The following is a 22,206-nucleotide window of genomic DNA, read 5'->3' on the forward strand; positions in this document are numbered from 1 at the left end:
GTTCCGGCGTGCCTCAGGGCCGGGCCGCGAACCGGTCGATGAGGTCCGTGTGACCCGAGACGATGAGGGTGTCGCGCGGGCCCACCCGGGTGTCCGGCTGGGCGTAGGTGAAGTCCTCGCCCGGAGTCTTCACGCCCACCACGGTCACGCCGTACTTGGAGCGCACGTGGGACTCGCCGAGCGTGAAGCCCACGCACTCGGCCGGCGGGTACATCTTCACGATCGCGAAGTCGTCGTCGAACTCGATGAAGTCGAGCATGCGCCCGTTCACGAGGTGGGCGGCCCGCACGCCGGCGTCGTGCTCGGGGAAGATCACGTGGTTCGCCCCGATCCGCTTGAGGATCGTGCCGTGCGCCTCGCTGATCGCCTTCACCCAGATGTGGGGGATCTCCAGGTCCACGAGGTTCACGGTGATCAGCACCGATGCCTCGATGGAGGTGCCCACGCCGACCACCGCCGTCGAGAAGTCCTGCGCGCCGAGCTGGCGCAGGGCCTCGGGGTCGGTGGCGTCCGCCTCCACCACGTGGGTGAGCGAGGGGGCGAAGCGCTGCACGAGGACGGGGTCCCGCTCGACGGCGAGCACCTCGCGGCCCTGTGCGACGAGCTCCTCGGCCGTGGCGGCGCCGAAGCGGCCCAGCCCCACGACGAGCACGGGGGCGTTGGGATCGGTGCGCTGCGGGGTGTCAGCCAATGACCGGCCTCTCGACGGGGTAGCGGTAGAGCACGCGCCGCTGGCGCAGGGCCAGGGCGGCGGCGAACGTGATCGTACCAACGCGGCCCGCGAACATCATGGCCGTCAGGACGTACTTGCCGGCCGGTGGGCTCTCCGCGGAGACGCCCACGGAGAGCCCGCACGTGCCGAACGCGGAGATCACCTCGAACAGGGGCCGCTGGAGGGACTCGTCGGTGATGTGCACCAGCGCCAGAGTGGCCACGAGCACGAGGGTGGCCCCGAGTGCGAGCACCGCGATGGCCACGCGCAGGGACTCGGGGGCGATCGTGCGGCCGTGCGCCGTCACCTCGCGGTCGCCGCGCGCCTCCGCCACGATCGCGAGGAACATGATCGCCAGCGTGGTCACCTTGATGCCGCCCGCGGTGGAGGCGGACCCACCGCCCACGAACATCAGCGCGTCCATGAGCAGCAGGGACTCGGGCTGGTGCGCGTTCGTGTCGTCGATCGCGAAGCCTCCGGAGCGGGTCATCATGGAGCCGAACAGGGAGTGCCCGACCCGCTGCCAGAAGCCCATGCCGGCCTGGGTCGCCGGGTTGCCCGCCTCGAAGAAGAAGAGGGCGACGGCGCCGAGCACCAGCAGGGCCAGCGTCACCTCGACCGTGAGCTTGGTGTGCAGGTTCCACTCCCGGAATCGCCACCCCTTCTCCAGCAGCACCATGACCACGGGGAAGCCGAGCGCACCCAGGAACACGCCGACGCCGAGCACCGTGATGATCACCGGGTCGTGCATGATCTCCGGCAGGCCGTCCACGTGGAGGGTGAACCCGGCGTTGTTGAAGGCGCTGACCGAGTAGAAGACCCCGTGCCACAGGCCGGTGAGCCACGAGCCGGAGATGGCCGCGAACCGCGGCACGAGGAAGAACGCCAGCGCGGCCTCGGCGGTCAGCACCGTCACGACGACGACGCGCAGCAGCCGGCCGACCTCGCCGAGATTCCCGGAGGTCATGCCCGCCTGCTGCGTCGCCAGCTTCGACCTCAGACCCAGATGCCGGGAGACGGCCAGCGTGAGCAGCGAGGCCATCGAGAGGATGCCCAGGCCGCCGATCTGGATGGCCACGAGGATGATCACCTGGCCCGCGGGGGACCAGTGCACGGCCGTGTTGACGGTGGTCAGACCGGTCACGGAGAAGGCGGAGACCGCGGTGAACATGGCGTCGTGCAGGGGGGTGGCGTGGCCGTCCGCCGCGGCCCACGGCAGGGCGAGGAGCCCGGTGAACACCAGGGCCATGAGGGCGAAGGCGGAGAGGGCGGCGCGGGCCGGGGAGCCGCCCACCACCGAGCTGACGGCGCGGCCCGAGCGCCGCAGCACCGTGCGCAGGTCGGTCGAGGACTCCAGCGTGGAGGCCTGGCCGGGCCGGGGGAGGCCGCCGGGCCGGCGCACGCCGCCGTGGCGGCGGGCGCGCGGAGTCGGACGGAGACCTGCCACGGGGCACCTCCTGCGCGGGGGGACGGGGAACGGACCGGCTCCCAGTATCGCGCGCCCCGTGGCCCGCGCGTCACGCGGGCAGGACATCCGAGGCGATCGTCGCCACCGTGTCGCCCGGAGCCCTAGGCTGGACCGTGATGAGCACCACGTCCACCCCTCCCGCTCCCACCCCCGCCGCTGTGGTGTGGGACTCCAGCCTGCTCCGCTACCGGTTCAGCGCGGAGCACCCGATGGCGCCCCTGCGGCTGGACCTCACGCACCGGCTCGTGGAGGCGTTCGGCCTGCTGGACGCCCCCCACGTGCGGATCATGGAGCCGCCCGTGGCCACGGACGAGCAGCTCGCCCTCGTCCACGACCCCGAGTATGTCGCCGCCGTGCGCCGGGCCGCGGCGACGTCGTCGGCCGAGGACGGCCGCTTCGGCCTGGGCACCGAGGACTGTCCCGTGTTCCCGGACCTGCACGAGTCCGCCGCCCGGATCGCGGGCGGCTCCCTCGTCGCCGCGGAGGCGATCTGGTCCGGCGAGGTGGACCGCGCCGTGAACTTCGCCGGTGGCATGCACCACGCCGCCCGGTCCTCGGCGTCCGGGTTCTGCATCTACAACGACTGCGCCGTGGCCATCCAGCGCCTGCTGGACCTCGGCGCGGAGCGCGTGGCCTACGTCGACGTGGACGCGCACCACGGCGACGGCACGCAGTCGATCTTCTACGACGACCCCCGCGTGCTCACCATCTCCCTGCACGAGACGGGCATCAGCCTGTTCCCGGGCACGGGCTTCGCCAACGAGATCGGCGGCTCGGCCGCCCAGGGCACGGCGGTGAACGTCGCGCTGCCCCCGCGCACCGGCGACGCCGGCTTCCTGCGCGCCGCCCACGCCGTGGTCCCGCCCCTGCTGGAGGCGTTCGCCCCGGACGTGCTGGTCAGCCAGCACGGCTGCGACGGTCACCGCACGGACCCGCTCGCCGACCTGCGGCTGAGCGTGGACGGCCAGCGCCAGCTCGCGTTCGACGTCGGCGACTGGGCCGACCGGTTCGCGCACGGCCGGTGGCTGGCCACCGGGGGCGGCGGCTACAACCCGCTGCGGGTGGTGCCGCGCGCGTGGGCCCACCTGACCGCCGCCGTCCTGCAGACCCCGATCCCCGTGAGGAGCGAGATCCCCGCCGCCTGGATCGAGCACGTCCGGGCCCTCACCGCGGACGAGCTGACCGGGGACATGTCCGTGCACGAGGGGGACGACGCCGAGCGGATCCCCACCGTGATGGGCGAGGACGCGGACGTGTGGTGGCGCTCGTGGGAGGTGGGCTACGACCCGGCCGACCCGGTGGACCAGTCGATCATGGCCACGCGCCGCGAGGTGTTCCCGCTGCACGGGCTCGACCCCTGGTTCGACTGAGCCGGTCCCCGTCCCGGTTCGACCGGGGCCCGTGCGGCCGGTATTGTGGCCGAGAACGTTTCCAGGCGTTCCACATCCGGTGGAATGCGGGTCGGCGTGTCCGGCGCCCCGGATGCCTGCGGTCCCACGACCGCCGACCCTCGCCCCGATTCAAGGAGTCCCCATGGGATCTGTGATCAAGAAGCGCCGCAAGCGCATGTCGAAGAAGAAGCACCGCAAGCTGCTTCGCAAGACCCGTCACCAGCGTCGCAACAAGAAGTGATGCCCGCGCCCTCCGGGCGCTGACGAGACGAAGCCGCCGTCCCCTTCCGGGGGGACGGCGGCTTCGTCGTGGACGGCGATCCGTAGAGTGGGGCCATGACCGCCGACCTGCCTGCCGCCACCGCCCGCGTCCAGCTGCTCGTGAAGCCCGGCTGTCACCTGTGCGCCGAGGCCGAGGCCACGGTGGTGCAGGTGTGCGACGCGCGGGGCGAGGCCTGGGAGGCCGTCGACGGCGCCGCGCACCCGGCCCTGCTCGAGCGGTTCGCGGACGAGGTGCCCGTGCTGTTCGTCGACGGCGTCCAGCGCGACTTCTGGCGTGTGGACCCGGCCCGTCTGGGCCGGCTCCTGGACGCCCCGCGGGCCTGAGCGGGCTCAGCGGCGCGCGAAGCGCTGCCAGGCCTTCAGCCGCATGTACTCCGTGGCGTCCGGGCGGTAGGCGAGCACGATGCCGGCGACGCCGAGGCCCACCCACACGAGGTCCAGCGGGCTGAACGCCCCCATCACGGCGTTGGAGACCAGCACCAGCACGGACAGGGACGCCAGCACCGTTCCGACGATGCGCGCGGCGCGCGAGCCGCCGCGGATCGCGAACGCCACCCACAGGTAGACGAGGAACGCGAGCACGCCGAACACGGCCGCCGTCGTGGCGAGGGCCGGGAGCATCCCGTCCATCATGGTGCGCATCTGCTCCGCCTGGTCGGCGGGCAGATTCATCTGTTCGACGGACCGGTCCAGCTCCTGCTGGATCGCGGCCTGGCCCTCCGGCTGGGTGATGGCGAAGGCCGCCAGCAGGGTCGTCGCCAGCAGCAGGAGGCCGCCCGAGGCGATCAGCCAGAACGCGGCCGTCAGGGAGCGCGGCCGCGGGGGCAGCTCGACCGGGCCGGGAGACTGCCAGCCGGCGGGGCCGTGGGGAGAGGGGGCCTGGGGCATCCCCGCCTGGCCCGGGGCGCCGTACGGAGCCGCCGGCGGTGCGCCGTAGGGGTCCTGGCCGTACGGGCTCGCGCCCGCCGGGTCGGAGGAGCCCGGGGTCGGCCCCTGCGGGGCGGCGCCGTAGGGGTCGGTGCCGTACGGGTTCTGGCTGCCGTGGGGATCGGTGGGCGAGGTGCCGGACATGGGGCCTCCTAGCGACGCCGACGCTCGCGGCGTCTCGGTGCGGACGGGGGTGGCGGCGCGGTCGCGCCGAGCTGTGCCCCACGCTACCGCCGGGGCCACCGGTCCGCCTCTGCCAGACTGGCCCCATGCAGACGCTCGCCACCGTCCACCTGGTCCGCCACGGAGAAGTCCACAACCCCGATCGTGTCCTCTACGGCCGCCTGCCGGAGTTCGGGCTCTCGGAGCTCGGCCACGAGATGGCCCGGGGCGTGGCCGCGTGGTTCGAGGAGCGCGCCGCGCAGACCGGCCGGGCGCCCGCCGTCGTCGCCGCCTCCCCGCTGACCCGCGCGCAGCAGACCGCCGCGCCCATCGCGGCCGCGTTCGACCTGCCGCTGGTCACCGAGCCGGACCTGATCGAGGCGGAGAACGCCTTCGAGGGCATGTCCCAGGTGGCGGCGTCGCTGAAGCGGAACCCGCGGCTGTGGCCCCGGCTGCGCAATCCCCTGCGCCCGTCCTGGGGCGAGCCGTACCGCGCGCAGGCCGCCCGGATGCTGGCCGTCGTCGACCGGCTCCGCGGCGAGACCGTGGCCGCCGACGGGCCCGGCGCCGAGTCCGTGCTCGTCTCGCACCAGCTGCCGATCTGGGTGACGCGCCTGGCCGTCGAGGGCCGTCCGCTGTGGCACGACCCGCGCCGGCGTGAGTGCTCGCTGACCTCCGTGACCTCGCTCGTGTACGAGGAAGGGCGCAGGGTGCCGCGCGTCGAGTACCGCGAGCCGAACCAGGCCCTGCTGAAGGACGCCTCCTCCCTGCCGGGCGCCTGAGGCCCCGACGGCGGCCGGCGTCGACGACGCCGTCCGTGGCCTCCCACGGGGTGGGGGTGTGACGTCCAGGGTTCAGTCAGAATGCGGGGCGGACAGTAGACTCCCCAGGTCCCCGGAATCCAGCCCCGCGCGTCCCCTGGAAGGCAGCCCGCCATGCAGACCCCCCGTCCGTCCCGTCGCACCGTGCTGACCGGCCTCTCGCTGCTCGGCCTCGCGCCCGTCCTCGCGGCGTGCTCGGGGGACGACTCGCTGACGCAGCAGGCCGGCAACGCGGACGGCAAGAACTACATCGCCGGCGACGGCTCCGTCCTGGAGATCGCCCCCGCCGAGCGCGGCGCCCCCGTGGAGTTCGCCGCCGAGCTCTTCGACGGCACCCCCGTGACCGGCGCGAGCCTGCGCGGCGCCCCGGCCCTGCTGAACTTCTGGTACGCCGCATGCGCCCCGTGCCGCGTGGAGGCCCCCCACCTCGTGGCCCTGCACGAGCAGTTCGCCCCGCAGGGGGTGCGGTTCCTCGGCGTGAACGTCCGGGACACCGTCACCACCGCGCAGGCCTTCGAGCGCACCTTCGAGATCCCCTACCCGTCCATCGAGGACGCCCGCGGGGACGTGCTCCTGAACATGACCGACTACGTGCCCCCGCAGGCCGTGCCCTCCACCCTCGTCCTGGACGTCGAGGGCCGCGTGGCCGCCCGCGTGCTCGGCGCCGTGGAGGAGTCCACCCTGCGCGCCCTGCTCACCACAGTGGTGGACGAGGCCGCGGCCTGACCCGGCCGCCGTGTCCATGCAGAGCAACCCCTTCGCCGAGATCGCCCTCGACGGCTCCCTGCTGCTGGCCGCGCCGATCGCCGTGCTGGCCGGCCTGATCTCCTTCCTCTCCCCGTGCGTGCTGCCGCTCGTGCCCGGCTACCTCGGGTACGTCACCGGCCTCGGCGGGGACGTGCTCACCAGCCGCCGCCGCGGGCGCCTCGTGCTCGGCTCCGTGCTGTTCGTGCTCGGGTTCGCCGTGGTGTTCGTGGGCATCACCGTGGTGTTCACCCAGGCCATGGTCTGGCTGCGGCGCGACGGCGCCTGGGTCACCCCCGTGCTCGGCGTGCTCGTGATGCTCATGGGCCTCGTGTTCCTCGGCGGCGGCGGCCGGCTTCAGCAGGAGCGCCGCGTCCACTTCAAGCCCGCCGCCGGCCTGGTCGGCGCGCCCCTGCTGGGCATGACCTTCGGCCTGGGCTGGGCGCCGTGCATCGGCCCCACCATGGCCGCCGTCCTGGCCATGTCCACGGCCAGCTCCGGCTCCGTGGGCCGCGGCGCCCTGCTCGCCTTCCTCTACTGCCTCGGCCTGGGCCTGCCGTTCGTGCTCATGGCCCTCGGCATGGAGCGCGGCATGCGGGCGGTCGGGTTCTTCACGCGGCACCGCGTGCTGATCATGCGCCTCGGCGGCGCCCTGCTGATCGCGCTGGGCCTGCTCATGGTCACCGGCGTCTGGACCGCCTGGACCACGCAGCTGCAGCTGTGGTTCGCCAACGAATGGGAGATGCCCCTGTGAGCTCCAAGGCCGCCCGGACGCGCTCCGAGCCCGTCACCCTGCCGCGCCTCGGCCTGGCGGGCACCCTGCGCTGGATCTGGACCCAGCTGACCAGCATGAGCACCGCGCTCATGCTGCTGCTCCTGCTCGCCGTCGCCGCCGTGCCCGGCTCCCTCGTGCCCCAGCGCCGTGCCGGCCCCGAGATCGTGGACCAGTGGATCGAGGACAACCCCGTGTGGGGCCCCGTCCTGGACGCCCTGCAGTTCTTCGACGTCTACAACTCCGTCTGGTTCTCGGCCATCTACCTGCTGCTGTTCGTCTCCCTCGTGGGCTGCGTGTGGCCGCGCGCCATCCAGCACGCCAAGGCCCTGCGCCAGCCCCCGGCCCGCACCCCCCGCAACCTGACGCGCCTGCCGGCCTCCGGCGTCGTCGTCCTCGAGGAGGGCGGCCCGAGCCCCGAGGAGGCCGTGGCCAGAGCCCAGGCGTGGCTGCGCAAGCGCCGCTACCGCGTGGAGCACCGCCCCGAGGCCGGCGGCGCGTCCGTGGGCGCCGAGCGCGGATACCTGCGCGAGATCGGCAACATCCTGTTCCACGTCTCGCTGATCGGCGTGCTCGTGTTCATGGCCTACGGCGGCATGACCAAGTACGGCGGGCAGAAGATCATCGTGGAGGGCGAGGGCTTCGCCAACAACCTCGTGGCCTACGACTCCTTCACCCCCGGCACCTACTTCAGCGCGGACGACCTCCAGCCGTTCTCCCTCACCCTCGACTCCTTCGACGCCGTGTTCGACCGCGAGTCCGAGACCCACTACGGCCAGCCGCTGGACTACACCGCCGTGATGGAGGTCCGCGAGGGCAGCGAGGCCGAGCTCCAGCGCCAGATCCTCAAGGTCAACCAGCCGCTGGACATCGACGGCGTGCGCGTCTACCTCGTGGGCAACGGCTACGCGCCCGTGGTGACCATCCGCGACGGCGCCGGGGACGTGGCCTTCCAGGGCCCCGTGGTCACCCGCGTGTTCGACCAGAACTACGGCTCGCAGGCCACCATCAAGGTCCCCGACGCGCGGCCGGACCAGCTGGGCTTCGTCGGCTTCTTCCTGCCCACGGCGGTGGAGGACGAGAAGGGCGCCGCCTTCTCGGCCGACCCCGAGCTGCTCAACCCGGAGCTGCAGCTGAACTCGTACTACGGGGACCTCGGCCTGGACACCGGCCGCCCGCAGAACGTGTACGTGCTGGACACCGCATCCCTCACCGAGCTCAACAGCCGCACCAACGAGAACGGCGGCATCGTGCTCAGCCCGGGCCAGACGTATGAGCTGCCCGAGGGCAAGGGCTCCATCAGCTTCGACGGCGTCCGCCGCTACGTCGGCCTGGACATCCACTACGACCCGGGCAAGTGGGGCGTCGGCGTGTTCGCCGGCACCGCCCTGCTCGGCCTGGCGATCAGTCTGTTCGTCCGCCGTCGCCGCGTGTGGGTGCGTGCCCGCACCGACGACGACGGCCGCACCCGCGTGGAGTACGCGCTGCTCGCCCGCGGCGAGGAGTTCGGTCTCCACGAGGAGCACGTGGCCCTGCGCGCCGCCATGGAGAAGTGGTGGCCCATCGTCGCCGCCACCGAGACGGCCGACGACGCCGCGGCCGGTGCCGCCCCCCAGTCCACCCCCACCGCCCCCGAGACCCCCGCCGGCCCCGCCGACGCCCGATCAGGAGACTGACAGTGTTCAACCCCACGGCCCCCGTGAACGAGCAGCTGGCGCTGTACAGCGACCTCTTCATGCTCATCGCCGCGCTCGTGTACGCGGCGGCGTTCATCCTGTTCACCATCGACATGGCCACCGCCTCGGCCACCATCCGCCGCCTCGAGGCCGACCTCGCGGCCCAGCGCGGGCAGGTGCGCACCGCTCCGGCCCGCGAGACCGTGGGGGTCGCCGTCGGCGGGTCCACGGCGGTCGGCGCGAGCGCCTCCGACGCGGCCCGTCCGACCGGCGCCGCCGAGCGCGGCGTCGACGCGGACGGCGCCCTCGTGGACGAGGACATGGACTACACGGGCGGCGGCCGCCGCCCGGTCGCCAACGTGGCGGTGGCCGTGCTGGCCGTCGGCTGGGCGCTGCACGCGTTCGCCGTCGTCGCCCGCGGCCTCGCCGCCTCCCGCGTGCCGTGGGGCAACCTGTACGAGTTCATGACCACGGGCGCGCTCGTGATCACGACCGTCTACCTGCTGTTCCTCTTGCGCAAGGATCTGCGCTTCGTGGGCACGTTCGTCACCGGCATCGTCGTGGCGATGATGTGCGCGGCCACCATGGGCTTCCCGACGCCGGTGGGCCACCTCCAGCCGCCGCTGCAGACGCCGTGGCTCGTCATCCACGTATCCATCGCCGTGCTTGCCAGCTCGCTGTTCGCGCTGACCGCCGCGATGTCCGTGCTGCAGCTGCTGCAGGACCGCGCGGAGAAGCGCGCTGCGGCGGGCGAGCGCTCGTGGGCGTTCCTGCGCCTCGTGCCGGCCGCGCAGGGGCTCGAGAACTGGTCCTACCGCCTCAACGCGATCGCCTTCGTGATGTGGACGTTCACCGTGATCGCCGGCGCCATCTGGGCCGAGGCCGCGTGGGGCCGCTACTGGAACTGGGACACCAAGGAGGTCTGGTCCTTCGTGATCTGGGTGGTCTACGCGGCGTACCTGCACGCCCGGGCCACCCGCGGCTGGACCGGTGCCCGCGCGGCCTGGCTGAGCATCGTGGGCTTCCTGTGCATCGTGTTCAACTACACGATCGTCAACACGTACTTCCCGGGCCTGCACTCGTACGCGGGTCTGCCCGGCTGAGTCCGGCGGGGCCCCTCAGGCGCGCGGCCCGTCGCCCTCCGGGTCGGCGTCGTCGTCGCCCTGCTCCCGACGACGGCGCAGCTCCTCCTCGCGGGCGCGCAGCTCGGCCTCGCGGCGGTCCAGGTCCTGCTCACGGGCGTCCTGGCGGCGCTGCACGCGCAGGCTGCGCAGGAACGCCTCGTCGTCGTCCGGGGCTCCGGAGGGCCGGGGTGCGGCCCGTCCGCCCGCGCCGGCCGGGCGGGCGCGCCCGAGCAGCAGCCACAGCAGCGGCCCCACGAGCGGCACGAGCACGATGACCGCCACCCACGCCGTCTTCGGCAGGCTGCGCACCTCGCGGGCGGGGGTCAGCAGCGCCTCGAACAGCGCGTAGAGGGTCAGTCCGGCGAGGATGATCGCGGCGGGGATGATGAAGCGGCCCATCCCGCCAGTCTAGGCGCGGGCTGTGGGGTCGGCGGACGGGCCGTCCGTCCTCGTAGGATGGACCGGTGCGCATCTTCTTCTACGGTCTGGTCCGCGTGGTCGTCTTCGTCGCCCTGTGGGCGCTGTTCTACTACGTGATGGACCTCGGGATGATCTTCGGGGTGATCGCGGCCACGATCCTGACGTTCGCGGTCAGCTACCTCTTCCTCGGTCGCCTGCGCACGGGGGCCACCGAGGACCTGTCCGCCGCGTGGGAGGGCCGCCCGGGCCGCCGGGGCCGCACCGAGACCGCCGATGCGGACGCCGAGGACGCCTACACCGAGGGCCGGTTCCGCGAGTGAGCCCCGCGGGGCGACGGGGCGGATGCCGCCGCCGCCGACGCCGCCGTCATCCCGTGCGGCTCAGAGCAGCGCGCCGAGGGTGAACGTGATCGCGTAGACGATCCCGATCACGCCGGTCGCGCGCAGCACCGGGATCAGCGCCCGGCGGTCGTCGGCGCGCAGCACCGTGCGGATCGGCCGGATCGCGAGCAGGCCGCCGATCGGCACGAGCAGCAGCCCCGGGTGCGCCGCCACCCAGAACAGCGGCAGCAGCAGGGCGACGGCCAGCATGACGCCGTAGGACGCCCGCGCCGGCCCGTCGCCCAGGCGGGCGGCCAGCGTCATCTTCCCGACCTCGCGGTCCGTGGGGATGTCCCGGATGTTGTTGACCATGAGCAGGGCCGTGGAGATCAGCCCGCAGCCGATCGCGCCGGCCCAGGCCAGGCCGCTCACGGTGTCGGCCTGGGTGTACGTGGTGCCGAGGACGGCCACGAGCCCGAAGAACACGAACACGAACACCTCACCGAGGCCGAGGTACCCGTACGGCCGCTTCCCGCCGGTGTAGAACCACGCGGCCAGCACGCAGGCGACGCCGACCAGCAGGAACCACCAGTGCCCCGAGAGCAGGATGAGCCCCAGGCCGGCCAGCCCGGCGAGGCCGAAGAACGCGAAGGCCGCCTGCTTCACCTGGGCCGCGGGCACGAGCCCGGAGACGGTGAGCCGGAAGGGGCCGACGCGGTCGTCGTCGGTGCCGCGGATCCCGTCCGAGTAGTCGTTGGCGTAGTTCACGCCGATCTGCAGGGCGAGCGACACCACGAGGGCCAGCAGCGCCGCGCCGAGGTGGAAGGAGCCGAGCTCCGCGGCGGCGGCCGAACCGACGATCACGGGGGCGATCGCCATGGGCAGCGTGCGTAGGCGCGCGGCGGCGACCCACTGGGAGAGCGTGGCGGCCATGGGCGGGGGTTCCTCCTGGGGAGCGGGGTGGGGATCGGCGCGCGGCGGGCCGGGTCGACGGCGGAGCGCGGCCGGGGCCCGACGTCGGCCGGGCCCGGGTCATTCTCCCACGCGGGCGGGGTGACGCTCAGCCGGCGGTGAACCGGGCGGCCAGGGCCTGCCGGTCGGTCTTGCCGGTGGAGAGCAACGGCAGGGCGTCGAGGGCGAGCCACGTCTTGGGCACCGCGGCCGCACCCAGCGCCTCGCGCACGTGGGCGCGCAGGACGGCCTCGTCGGGGGCCGCGGCCGGGTGGGCGGGCACGACGGCGGCGCACAGCCGGGCGCCCCACTCGGGATCCGGCACGCCGGCCACGTGGGCCGCCGCGACGCCCGGGTGCGCCTCGAGCACCGCGGTCACCGCCGCCGCGGACACCTTCACCCCGCCCGTGATGACGACGTCGTCCAGGCGGCCGGTCACGGCCAGCCGCACGCCGCCGTCGTCGGTGGGGGAGAGCATGCCCGTGTCCTCGGTCAGGAAGGCGCGGGCGCCGTCCGCGGCGGGGACGAAGTGGGCGGCGGTGCGGGCGGGGTCGTCGAGGTAGCCGGCCGCCACCATGGGCCCGGCCAGGCGCACGTGCGGCGGGGCGTCGGGGTCGTCCGGGGCCACCGCGACGGCGACGCCGGGCAGCGGCACGCCGTCGTAGACGCAGCCGCCGCACGTCTCGGCCATGCCGTAGGTGGCGGTGAGACGCACCCCCGCCGCCTCGGCCGCGGCCCGCAGCGCGGGATCGAGCCGGGCGCCGCCCACGAGCACGCGGTCGAAGGAGCGCAGGGCCGCCCGTCCGGCCGGGTCGGCGTCGGCCGCGAGGAGGCGGGCGAGCTGGGTGGGGACGAGCGAGACGAGTCGGGGGCCGGCGTCGTCGGGCAGGGCGGCCGCCCCGGTGGCGAACGCCGCGGGGGTGAAGGGGCCCGGTGGCAGGGCCACGGGTGCGGTCCCGGCCGCGATCGAGCGGGAGAGCACGGCGAGCCCGGCCACGTAGTGCACGCCGAGGGCCAGCAGCCACGCCCCCTCGCCGCCGAGCCGCCGGGCCGTGGCCGCGGCCGAGGCGCGCAGGGCCGTGCCGGTCAGGACGATCTGCTTCGGCGTGCCCGTGGACCCGGAGGTGCGCACCACGGCGACGGCGTCCGGGTCCCCGCAGCGGCGCGGGTCGCGGGCCTCGGGCCGGGGGCGCGCGGCGCCGTCGGCGGTCAGCTCGACGGGGGCGCCGCCGTCGAAGGCCGCGGCGAGGGCGTCCGTGGCGCGGGCGAGGGCGTCGGCGGTGGCGGGCATGGCCCCGAGTGTAGGAGGCCCGGCGGTCGGACGGACCCGCCCGGTGGGCCTGATCCGCCCGGCCGGTCAGAGCAGGAACGGCACGGTGGCGATCTTGACCACCATGATCAGCGCGAACAGCTGGGCGTACCCCTCGGTCACGCGGGCGTCGGTGGACCGGGAGAGCGCGTAGTCCAGGATCGCCGGCTGGCCCGTGATGCCCGCCAGCGCCCCGAACGTGCGATCCACGGACTGCCCCAGCAGCCGTGCCGCGGCGATGAGCAGGGCGGCGGTCAGCGCGGTGAGCACGGCGGACATCAGGATGGCCAGCCCGCCGACCCGGGTGAACACCGTCTCGATGAACGCCGGGCCGGCGGCCAGGCCCACCACGCCCAGGAAGAGCATGAGGCCGAACTGCCGCAGCGTCAGCGCGATCTCCGTGGACGGCTCCCACACCGTGGGTCCCGTTCGGCCGATCGCACCGAGGGCGAGGCCGACGAGGATGCACCCGGCCGCCGGGCCGAGGGAGAAGGAGGCCCCGCCCGGAAGCGGGATCGTCACCATGCCCAGCAGGTAGCCCAGCGCCATGCCCGTGCCCAGGGAGATCCAGTCCAGGTTCGAGAGCCCCCGGGTCGAGTTGCCGAAGAAGTCGCGCACCGCCTCCATCCGCGGCGCGGTGGTCACGATGAGCACCCGGTCGCCGACCTTGAGCTCGGTCTGCGGGGTGGCCAGCGACTCGACGTCGTCGCGCCGCAGCCGGGCGACGTCGGTGCCGAAGCGCTCGCGCAGGGACAGCGTGCCCAGGCGGCGATCGGCCAGGGGGCGGGCCGTGACGATGACCATGGAGGTCTGCAGCGGGTTCATCACCTGCGCCGGGTCGGCGTCGGTGCGGCGGCCGAAGGCCTGCACGGCCGCGTCGATGTTCTTCTCCGTGCCGTCCAGGACGACCTCGTCCCCGGGTTCGATCCGGTCGGCGGAGCCGGCGATCCGGGCCACGCCGCCGTGGCGCAGCGCCACCACGCGCACCAGCCCGTCGGAGATCCCGGGGATCTCCCGCACGGCGAGGGCGGAGGTGGCGGCCGCGGCGGTGAAGCGCAGCTTGCCGTCGGTCACCGGCGCCGGATCGCGCGGGGAGCTGTTCCACGGGCGGGCGGCGAGCAGGGTGATCGCGATGATGGTGCCGACCACGCCCACCAGGTAGGACAGCCCGTAGCCCACGGCCGGGGCCTGCCCGCCGGTGAGCTGGTTCGCCAGCGCCATCGCCGGCGTCGCGGTGAGCGAGCCCGTCCACACGCCGATCGCCGTCGGCAGGTCCATGTGCAGCAGCGCGGCCAGGGGGTGCACCGTGAAGGCGGTGAGGATCACCACGACGACGGCGGCCAGCATCAGGGGCAGGTTGCGGCGCAGGTCCCGGAAGAACACCTTGCCGGCGCCGAGCCCGATCAGGTAGGCGAACAGGGCCAGGCCGAAGCTCTGGAACAGGGCCAGCCGGTCGCCGACGTCGGGCAGCACCGCCCCGACGAGCAGGCCCACGAACAGTGCTCCCGAAGCGCCGAGGCGGATCTTGCCCAGGGGGATGGTGCCGACGGCGGCGCCCAGGGCGACCGTGGCCATGAGGACGAGGATGGGCTGGTCGTTGAGCAGTGCGAGCATGGGCGGGTCTCCGTCCTGCCGTGGTGGTCGGTCAGAAGTGGTACGGGAAGGCGGACCAGTCCGGGTCGCGCTTCTGCAGGAACGCGTCCCGGCCCTCCACGGCCTCGTCCGTCATGTAGGCCATGCGCGTGGCCTCGCCGGCGAAGACCTGCTGGCCGGCCATGCCGTCGTCGGGAAGGTTGAACGCGAACTTGAGCATGCGCAGGGCCTGCGGGGACTGACGGTTGATGTCCGCGGCGTACTCGAGGGCGACCTCCTCGAGGCGCTCGTGGTCCACGGCCTCGTTCACCGCGCCCATGGCCACCATCTCCTCGGCCGAGTACTCGCGCGCCGTGAAGAAGATCTCCCGGGCGCGCTTCTGGCCCACCTGCCGGGCGAGCAGGGCCGAGCCGTAGCCGGCGTCGAAGGAGCCCACGGTGGCGTCCGTCTGCTTGAACTTCCCGTGCTCGCGGGAGGCCAGGGTCAGGTCCGCGACCACGTGGAGCGAGTGGCCGCCGCCTGCCGCCCAGCCGTTCACGACGGCGATGATCGCCTTGGGCGAGGTGCGCATCAGGCGCTGGACCTCGAGGATGTGGAGGCGTCCAGCGCGGGCCGGGTCGATGGTCTCGGCCGTCTCCCCCTCGGCGTAGCGGTAGCCGTCGCGGCCGCGGATGCGCTGGTCCCCGCCGGAGCAGAACGCGTGGCCGCCGTCCTTGGGGGAGGGGCCGTTGCCGGTGAGCAGCACCGTGCCGACGTCCGGGGTCATGCGGGCGTGGTCGAGGGCGCGGTAGAGCTCGTCCACGGTGCCGGGGCGGAACGCGTTGCGGACCTCGGGGCGGTCGAAGGCGATGCGCACCGTGGGCAGGTCGCGCACCCAGCGGCCGTCGGCGTCGCGCTCCACCTGGCGGTGGTAGGTCAGGTCCTCGAAGTCGAAGCCCTCGACCACGCGCCAGCGCGTGGGGTCGAAGATGTCGGAGACCTTGTCCGGAAGCCGGTCGCGGTCCGGGTGCTCGGGGCTGTGCGGGGTCATGGCATCGAGTCTAGGTGTCCCCCCGGACCCCCACCGCTCGAGGTGATGTGTGTCACCGTGGGGGACGGGGGCCGGCGACGGTGCCCGGACGCGGGCGGGCGCCGCCGTGGGCTCCTCGCTCAAAACGTCTGGGCGAACTCAGGAGAGAAACGCAGCATGCTTTTCCAGATTATTCCATCAAATCCTGTCGCATCCACCACTTCAACCTGCCCTTTAAAGCACCCGTTTCCCGAATGAAAGTGTTCTGGGAAATTCCCAGTTCCCAAATAGAATCGGGGCTCGAGGGGAAATTGACTAAGCGCCCGGGTGCGCGAAGCCGGCCAAGTGCTCGTGTGGCAACAGGCAATCGGCCAGCTTGTGTACCAGAGGCGCGAGGGCGGCTGGGGTCTCCTCCCTGAATCGGACGACCTCAGCAGGCAAAAAAGGTCAGGCCGGTGAGGAAGATCTGCTGGGCCGTCGTTCCATCGGTGGACGCGAAGTACAGAGTGAAGGAGTTGATCGGGCCGGCGTAGGTGACCACGGACCGGTTCGCCTCGGTGTCGGACCTGACCTCACCGGCTGACACGGCCCTCACGGGCGATCCGGTCGTCCCGTTGCCCTGCAGGGGGGGGCCGTTGGTCACGCTGGTGGGTTCGGGGTCGAGCACGATGGCGTCACGGTACCCCTTGTCCAGCCAGTCGACGTCGGCAATCGTGAACTGGAGGTTGGTCACGGGGCGGCTGAACGTGATCGTGAGTCTCTGCCCGCCAGAGCCGGACTGCTGGAGCAGCAGACCGTCCGCCCTCAGGTCTCCGAGTCCGTTGTAGCCCTGGTTGATGCCGCCGGCCGAGGTGAGGTTGTTGGGCGTCAGAGACTTGCCGCTGTCGGCGACGGTGTTCAGGGACAGGGTGATGGGAGTGCGGCCTGCGGCTGACCACGTGTAGGTGGACGGGGGCGTCCCATAAACGTTGGCCTGGGTGAACCTGCCCGTGAACGCGGCCGGGTTCGCGCATGAGACGGCGAAAGCCGGGGCTGCGGCGGCGGCTGCCACGGCCGGAACAGTCCAGGCCAGTCCGTGGGCCACGGTACGGCGGGACAGGGAAGGGGGCGAGGCGGGTGACTGAGGGTCCGTGAAGGACATGGGTTTCTCCGATGGTAGGGGAGCCGCCCGGCGGGCAGGTTGCCCAGCGTCAGCGCAGCGTTCGATTCACGGTGCTTCAAAGCATAGGGGTATCGCTGGCATCCTCGATAATCGGTGAGGGTTGCAGCTCCCCGGAGAGAGGGGCCGGATCGCCGGGCGGGCCGGTCAGTCCACCCGCTCCGTGGCCCCCAGTGCCGTCAGCAGGAACGCGTACTCCCACGCGGTGTCCTCCCAGCCCTGGTACCGGCCGGACGCGCCGCCGTGGCCGCCGTCCATCTCGGTGCGCAGCAGGATCGGGGCGCCGCCCTCGGCCAGGGGCGTGGTCTGGTCGCTCGTCACCGTCCGCCGCAGCTGGGCCACCCACTTCGCCGGCTCGACGTAGTGCACGCGGGTGTCGTTCAGTGAGGTCACCGCGGCGATGGCCGGGTAGTCCACCGCCCGCACGTTCTCATACGGGGTGTAGGCACGAATGGCCTCGTACACGGCCGCGTCCTCGATCGGGTTGCCCCACTCCTCCCACTCGAGCGCGGACAGCGGCAGCTCCGGGTCGAGGATGGTGGTGAGCGCGTCCACGAACGGCACCACCGCCAGGCACGCCCGGTACAGCTCCGGCGCGAGGTTCAGCACCGCGCCCATGAGCAGGCCGCCGGCCGAGCCGCCCATGCAGGCCACGCGCGCCGGGTCCGCCCAGCCGAGGTCCACGAGGTGCCGGGTGGCGTCCACGAAGTCCGTGAAGGAATGCCGCTTGGCCAGCTTCTTGCCGTCCTCGTACCAGCGCCGGCCCAGTTCGCCGCCGCCGCGCACGTGCGCGACCGCGAACACCACGCCCCGGTCCAGCAGGGACAGCCGGGCCACACCCAGCACGGGGTCCATGGACATCTCGTAGGAGCCGTAGCCGTACACCACGCACGGGGCCGTCCCGTCCGCGGCCACGTCGCGGCGCCGGATCACGGTGACGGGGATCCGCACGTCCTCCCCGGTCACCGACGACGGCTCGGACGCCGGCGCCCACACGCGCTCGGCCACGTAGTCGGCCGGGTCGTAGCCGGGCACCTCGGTCTCGCGGCGCAGGTGCACCTCGCCGGTCGCCGCCGAGACGTCCAGCACGCGCGCGGGCGTGATCCAGGACGTGTAGGCCAGCCGCAGGAACGGGGACTCGGCCGCCGTCGCGGACAGATGGCACGCGTAGAGCTCCTCGTCGAACGCGGGCTCGCGCCAGTGCGCGGCCCGCCCGGCCAGCACCGCGTCCAGCTCGGCGACGACGACGCGCGGGGTCGTCTCCCGGCGCACGGCCAGGGCGGCGTGGGTCAGGGTGACCATGACGCCGTCGACCTTCACGTCCTCGCGGTGCGGGACGACCGTGCGCCAGGCGCCGCGGTCGGCGACGTCCGCCTCGGCGACCACCGAGAGCATCCCGTTGGGCGCGGCGACGGGGGCGCCGTCGTCGTCCAGGGCGCGGTCGTGGACCACGAGCAGCCGGCGGACGCCGTCGGCGTCCGTGACGGGCTCGACGTCGGCGAGCATCCGCCACGCGCGGGGGATCAGCACGCGCGGGGCCGGCAGGGGCGCGGCGGGGTCCTCCGGCAGGTCGACCACGAGGGTCTCGGAGACCTCCGAGTTGCCGACGCCGATCAGCAGCTGGGTGCGGTCGGCCACGCCCTCGAAGCCGGTCCACATGCCCGGGTCGGCCTCCTCGTGCAGGAGCACGTCCTCGGCCGGGTCGGTGCCGAGCACGTGGGCCCTGACCTGGTACGGCCGCCACGAGTCGTCCCAGACGGTGTAGAACACGCGGGTGCCCGAGCGGTCGAAGCGGACGCCGTGGGCCACGTTCTCGACCGCGTCCGGCAGGTCCTCGCCCGTGGCGATCTCGCGCACGCGCAGGGTGAAGCGCTCGTCGCCGGTGTGGTCCACGGCGTAGGCCACCCGGGTGGCGTCCGGGCTGATGTGCAGGCCGCCGAGCGCGAAGAACGGGTGGCCCTCGGCCTCGGCGTTGCCGTCCAGGATCACCTGCTCGCCCGGCAGGGCGGCGTCCGGGGTGATGACGGGCGGGGTCCAGTCGGCCTCGAGGTCGCCGGTGTCGCGTGCGGGCACGCGGCAGTGGATCGGGTACTCGGCGCCCTCGCGGGTGCGCACGAAGTACCACCAGCCGTCCCGGCGGGCGGGCACGGAGCGGTCCGTCTCCACCGTGCGGGCCTTGATCTCGCCGACGATCGCCTCGCGCAGCGGCGCCTGGTCCGCGGTCACGGCCTCGGTGTACGCGTTCTCGGCGGCCAGGTGCTCGAGCACGCGGGGCTCCGCCTTGCCGCGCAGCCACTCGAAGTCGTCCTGGAACGTGTGGCCGTGGTGGCGGCGGGTCACGGGCTCGGCGGCAACGGACGGCGGGACGGGGGCGTGCGTAGTGGTCTGGGGCATGCGGCCCATCCCATCACGCCGCGCGGGGCGGGGCCGACACCCCGCGCCGCACACGACGACGGCGGCGCACCGGCCCGGTGCGCCGCCGTCGGGGGTGGCGGGTCAGTTCAGGCCGAGCGCCGCCCGGACCACGCCGAGCCCGAAGTACGCGACGAACGCGAGCGCCACGAACCACAGCAGCGGGTGCACCTCGCGGCCGCGGCCCTGGCCCGTGCGGATCACCGCGTAGGCCACCACGCCGGCGCCGATGCCGTTGACGATCGAGTAGGTGAACGGCATGAGGATGAACGTGAGGAACGCCGGGAAGGCCGCGCCCGGGTCGGACCAGTCGATCTGCACCACGTGCTGGCACATCATGAACCCGACCACCACGAGCGCGGGGGCCACGGCCTCGAACGGCACCAGGTGGATGAGCGGGGAGAGGAACACGGCCGCGAGGAAGAACAGGCCGGTGAACACGGAGGCCAGGCCGGTCCGGGCGCCCTCGCCGATGCCGGTGCCGGACTCCACGAAGATCTGGTGGGCCGAGCCGGAGGCGCCGCCGCCCACGGCGACCGCGAGCGCGTCCGCGGCGAGCACCCGGTTCAGGTCGGGGATGGAGCCGTCCGGGTTCACGGTGCCGGCCTCGCGGGCCAGGCCCACGGAGACGCCCATCGCGTCGAAGAACACGGAGAGCAGGATCGCGAACACGAGCAGGGAGGCCATCAGCCCGCCCACGGAGGTGAAGGCGCCGAACAGGTCCACGCTGCCGAGCAGGTGCAGGTCCGGGGCGGTCCACTCGGGCAGGGAGGGGGCGATCAGGGACCAGCCGGTGGGCACGGCGTTCCCGTCGGCGTCCACGGAGGGGCCGATGTGGAACACGGCCTCCAGCACGTTGGCGAGGATCGTCGCCGCGACGATGCCGATCAGGATGGCGCCGCGCACCTTGCGGATCACGAGGACCGCGGTCAGCAGCAGCCCGACGACGAAGACCAGCACGGGCCAGCCCTCGAGCTCGCCGCCCGTGCCCAGGCCCACCGGGACCGTGGTGTCGGCGGCGTCCGGCAGCCGCCGCACGAACCCGGCGTTGACGAGGCCGATCAGTGCGATGAACAGGCCGATGCCCACCACGATGCCGGACTTCAGCGCCTCCGGGACCGCGTCGAACACGGCGCGGCGGAAGCCGGTCACCACGAGCACCAGCATCACGAGACCGGCGAGGGTGACGAGGCCCATCAGCTGGGGCCAGGTGAGTCCCGGCGTCGTGGCGATGGTGATGGAGACGAACGCGGAGACGCCCAGGCCCGCGGCCACCGCGAACGGGTGCCGCGCCCACACGCCCATGACGATGGTCATGACGCCCGCCACGAGCGCAGTCACGGCGGCCACGGCGGGGATGCCCAGGGTGTTCCCGGCCGAGTCGGGCCCGGACAGGATCAGCGGGTTCAGCACCACGATGTAGCTCATCGCCAGGAACGTGGCGAGGCCGCCGCGGAACTCCTGGCCCACCGACGAGCCGCGCTCGGTGATGCGGAAATACCGGTCCAGGGCGCCGCGGGGAGCGGCGGGCGACGGGGCGGGCGAGGGCGGTGGAGAGGCGGTGCGGGAGGCCATGGCACCAGCGTAGTGACCCGGTCCCACGACGATCGCGCGCGTGCCGTCCCGCTACGCTCGCGGGCATGCGTCCCCGCTCCGCCTCCGCCGCCCGCACCCGGGAGGCGCTGCGCGACGCCGTGCAGATCTACGCCCCCTCCACCGTCTACGCCGTCGGCCTGGGCGCCATGACACCCGCGCTCGCGGTGGCGGCGCTGGCCCTCGGCCTGGACGCGGCGCGGGCGGCTGCCGTCGTGCTGCTGGTGGGGCTCGGCTCGCTCGTGGCCAACGGGCCGGCCTCGGCGCTCGCGGCCCGGGCGGGGGAGCGGGTCACCATGGTCGTCTCCGCCGGGCTCGGCACGGTCGGCGCGGGTCTGGCCTGGGCGACGACGGCCGGGGTGTCCTCCGGGCCGTCGGCGGCGGGGGTGGCCGAACCGGGGCGGTTGGCGCTGTTCCTGGCCGCGGTGCTCGCCGTGGGCATGGCCGGGGCCGGGTTCAACCTGGCCCGCCAGGCGTACCTGGCGGTGGCGGTGCCGGCCACGCACCGGGCCCGCGCGATGTCCACGCTCGGCGGGACCGTGCGGATCGGGACGTTCCTGGGCCCGTTCCTGGGTGCCGCCGCGCAGGCCCCGCTCGGGCTGGACGGCGCGTTCGCCGCGGCCGCCGCGGCCATGGCCGTCGGCGCCCTGCTGTGCCTGCGGATCCGGGATCTGCCGGTGCCGGCGTCCGATCCGGCGGCGGGGGAGGAGCCCGGCCCGGCCGGTCGACCCCGGCTGCTGGACGTGGCGCGCGCCCGGCGCGGGGCGTTGCTCACGGCCGGCTTCGGTGTCGTGGCCGTCTCCGCCGCCCGCGCGGCGCGCAACGCCGTCATCCCGCTGTGGGCCACGCACCTGGGCCTGGACGCGGCGACGGCGTCGCTCGTCTTCGGCCTGGCCGGCGCGGCGGACCTGCTGCTCTTCTACCCCTCGGGTCGGCTCATGGACCGCTTCGGCCGGCGCGCTGTGGCGGTGCCGTGCCTGACCCTGCTGGGGGCGGGGTTCCTGGCGATCAGCCTCACCCGGGAGCCGACGGCGTTCGCGGCGGCGGCGGTGCTGCTGGGCATCGGCAACGGCTTCGGCGCGGGGATCGTGATGACCCTCGGGGCGGACCACTCGCCGCCGAACGCGCGCGCCCCGTTCCTCGGCCTGTGGCGCTCGATGTCCGACGCGGGGATGCTGGCCGGGCCGCTGCTGCTCTCCGGGGCGACCGCCGCGGCCGGGCTGGCCGTCGGCGTCGGCTCCCTCGCGGTCGTCTGCGGTGTCGGAGCGGTCGTGTTCGCCGCGGTGCTGCCGCGCGGGCCGGGGGCCGTGGCGGACCCGCCGCCCGTCGTCGTGCGCCCCCGCTGACCGGGGCGCCGGACC

At 73.7% G+C, this 22,206-nt stretch carries 21 protein-coding genes; 10 read left to right on the plus strand and 11 right to left on the minus strand.

Translation table 11 applies throughout. From position 1 onward, the window contains the following. Nucleotides 1-13: 13 nt before the first annotated feature. Nucleotides 14-691, minus strand: a complete 678-nt coding sequence (locus HDA34_RS09345) for a potassium channel family protein (RefSeq protein ID WP_178329098.1) — start codon at nucleotides 689-691, stop codon at nucleotides 14-16. Next, nucleotides 684-2,159, minus strand: a complete 1,476-nt coding sequence (locus HDA34_RS09350; RefSeq protein WP_073116733.1) for a TrkH family potassium uptake protein — start codon at nucleotides 2,157-2,159, stop codon at nucleotides 684-686. The genes HDA34_RS09345 and HDA34_RS09350 overlap by 8 nt, the downstream gene beginning before the upstream one ends. Nucleotides 2,160-2,296: 137 nt before the next feature. Here HDA34_RS09350 and HDA34_RS09355 point away from each other — a divergent pair, with 137 nt between their 5' ends. From HDA34_RS09355 to HDA34_RS09365, 3 genes are all read left to right on the plus strand, one after another. Then, nucleotides 2,297-3,550 carry an acetoin utilization protein AcuC gene (locus tag HDA34_RS09355; RefSeq protein WP_073116734.1) on the plus strand — a complete coding sequence of 418 codons (1,254 nt, stop codon included), beginning with the start codon at nucleotides 2,297-2,299 and terminating at the stop codon, nucleotides 3,548-3,550. Nucleotides 3,551-3,713: 163 nt separating this feature from the next. Beyond that, nucleotides 3,714-3,812 carry a 30S ribosomal protein bS22 gene (locus HDA34_RS09360; RefSeq protein WP_005504750.1) on the plus strand — a complete coding sequence of 33 codons (99 nt, stop codon included), beginning with the start codon at nucleotides 3,714-3,716 and terminating at the stop codon, nucleotides 3,810-3,812. Nucleotides 3,813-3,907: 95 nt separating this feature from the next. After that, a complete protein-coding gene (locus HDA34_RS09365; RefSeq protein WP_060775647.1) occupies nucleotides 3,908-4,177 on the plus strand; it encodes a glutaredoxin family protein in 270 nt (89 codons plus the stop codon). A 6-nt stretch (nucleotides 4,178-4,183) separates the two neighbouring features. On the opposite strand, the gene HDA34_RS09370 is transcribed toward HDA34_RS09365, so the two are convergent. Continuing rightward, nucleotides 4,184-4,924, minus strand: coding sequence for a Bax inhibitor 1 family protein (locus HDA34_RS09370; RefSeq protein ID WP_134377257.1), 741 nt, complete (start codon nucleotides 4,922-4,924; stop codon nucleotides 4,184-4,186). Nucleotides 4,925-5,049: 125 nt separating this feature from the next. Here HDA34_RS09370 and HDA34_RS09375 point away from each other — a divergent pair, with 125 nt between their 5' ends. From HDA34_RS09375 to ccsB, 5 genes are all read left to right on the plus strand, one after another. Beyond that, nucleotides 5,050-5,724 (plus strand): histidine phosphatase family protein, encoded by a 675-nt coding sequence (locus tag HDA34_RS09375; RefSeq protein WP_002856340.1) that lies wholly within the window; start codon nucleotides 5,050-5,052, stop codon nucleotides 5,722-5,724. 153 nt (nucleotides 5,725-5,877) lie between these two features. Then, nucleotides 5,878-6,489, plus strand: coding sequence for a TlpA family protein disulfide reductase (locus HDA34_RS09380; protein WP_060973677.1), 612 nt, complete (start codon nucleotides 5,878-5,880; stop codon nucleotides 6,487-6,489). Nucleotides 6,490-6,505: 16 nt separating this feature from the next. Continuing rightward, the gene (locus HDA34_RS09385) at nucleotides 6,506-7,261 is read left to right on the plus strand and encodes a cytochrome c biogenesis CcdA family protein (protein ID WP_036334702.1); all 756 of its coding nucleotides are present in this window, start codon (nucleotides 6,506-6,508) and stop codon (nucleotides 7,259-7,261) included. After that, nucleotides 7,258-8,955, plus strand: coding sequence for a cytochrome c biogenesis protein ResB (resB, locus tag HDA34_RS09390; protein ID WP_134377258.1), 1,698 nt, complete (start codon nucleotides 7,258-7,260; stop codon nucleotides 8,953-8,955). The genes HDA34_RS09385 and resB overlap by 4 nt, the downstream gene beginning before the upstream one ends. A 2-nt stretch (nucleotides 8,956-8,957) precedes the next feature. Further along, nucleotides 8,958-10,058 carry a c-type cytochrome biogenesis protein CcsB gene (gene ccsB / locus HDA34_RS09395; protein WP_060973988.1) on the plus strand — a complete coding sequence of 367 codons (1,101 nt, stop codon included), beginning with the start codon at nucleotides 8,958-8,960 and terminating at the stop codon, nucleotides 10,056-10,058. A gap of 15 nt (nucleotides 10,059-10,073) precedes the next feature. Here ccsB and HDA34_RS09400 read toward each other — a convergent pair whose 3' ends face one another. Then, nucleotides 10,074-10,478: a PLDc N-terminal domain-containing protein gene (locus tag HDA34_RS09400; protein WP_020627263.1), complete on the minus strand. Its 405-nt coding sequence runs from the start codon at nucleotides 10,476-10,478 to the stop codon at nucleotides 10,074-10,076. Between the two features lie 65 nt (nucleotides 10,479-10,543). Between HDA34_RS09400 and HDA34_RS09405 the strand changes: the two genes are divergently transcribed. Then, the gene (locus HDA34_RS09405; protein ID WP_010080315.1) at nucleotides 10,544-10,819 is read left to right on the plus strand and encodes a DUF4229 domain-containing protein; all 276 of its coding nucleotides are present in this window, start codon (nucleotides 10,544-10,546) and stop codon (nucleotides 10,817-10,819) included. Between the two features lie 60 nt (nucleotides 10,820-10,879). Here HDA34_RS09405 and HDA34_RS09410 read toward each other — a convergent pair whose 3' ends face one another. The 7 genes from HDA34_RS09410 to HDA34_RS09440 form a co-directional block, all read right to left on the minus strand. Continuing rightward, the gene (locus tag HDA34_RS09410; protein WP_020627262.1) at nucleotides 10,880-11,752 is read right to left on the minus strand and encodes a 1,4-dihydroxy-2-naphthoate polyprenyltransferase; all 873 of its coding nucleotides are present in this window, start codon (nucleotides 11,750-11,752) and stop codon (nucleotides 10,880-10,882) included. 127 nt (nucleotides 11,753-11,879) lie between these two features. Then, entirely contained in the window at nucleotides 11,880-13,061 is a 1,182-nt protein-coding gene (locus HDA34_RS09415) for an AMP-binding protein (RefSeq protein WP_020627261.1), read from the minus strand. A gap of 66 nt (nucleotides 13,062-13,127) precedes the next feature. Continuing rightward, nucleotides 13,128-14,693 carry an aspartate:alanine exchanger family transporter gene (locus HDA34_RS09420; RefSeq protein ID WP_060973683.1) on the minus strand — a complete coding sequence of 522 codons (1,566 nt, stop codon included), beginning with the start codon at nucleotides 14,691-14,693 and terminating at the stop codon, nucleotides 13,128-13,130. 31 nt (nucleotides 14,694-14,724) lie between these two features. Then, nucleotides 14,725-15,702 carry a 1,4-dihydroxy-2-naphthoyl-CoA synthase gene (locus HDA34_RS09425; protein ID WP_049159047.1) on the minus strand — a complete coding sequence of 326 codons (978 nt, stop codon included), beginning with the start codon at nucleotides 15,700-15,702 and terminating at the stop codon, nucleotides 14,725-14,727. A gap of 409 nt (nucleotides 15,703-16,111) precedes the next feature. After that, a complete protein-coding gene (locus tag HDA34_RS09430; RefSeq protein WP_134377259.1) occupies nucleotides 16,112-16,732 on the minus strand; it encodes a hypothetical protein in 621 nt (206 codons plus the stop codon). A 255-nt stretch (nucleotides 16,733-16,987) separates the two neighbouring features. Beyond that, a complete protein-coding gene (locus HDA34_RS09435) occupies nucleotides 16,988-19,234 on the minus strand; it encodes a S9 family peptidase (RefSeq protein ID WP_101967442.1) in 2,247 nt (748 codons plus the stop codon). A gap of 102 nt (nucleotides 19,235-19,336) precedes the next feature. After that, nucleotides 19,337-20,827, minus strand: a complete 1,491-nt coding sequence (locus tag HDA34_RS09440) for an NCS2 family permease (RefSeq protein ID WP_134377260.1) — start codon at nucleotides 20,825-20,827, stop codon at nucleotides 19,337-19,339. Nucleotides 20,828-20,892: 65 nt separating this feature from the next. On the opposite strand from HDA34_RS09440, the gene HDA34_RS09445 reads away from it, so the two are divergent. Next, complete coding sequence (locus tag HDA34_RS09445) at nucleotides 20,893-22,191, plus strand: MFS transporter (RefSeq protein WP_052007026.1); 1,299 nt, start codon at nucleotides 20,893-20,895, stop codon at nucleotides 22,189-22,191. Nucleotides 22,192-22,206 lie beyond the last annotated feature (15 nt).

It is taken from the genome of Micrococcus luteus (genome assembly GCF_014138885.1).
GTDB lineage: Bacteria > Actinomycetota > Actinomycetes > Actinomycetales > Micrococcaceae > Micrococcus > Micrococcus luteus.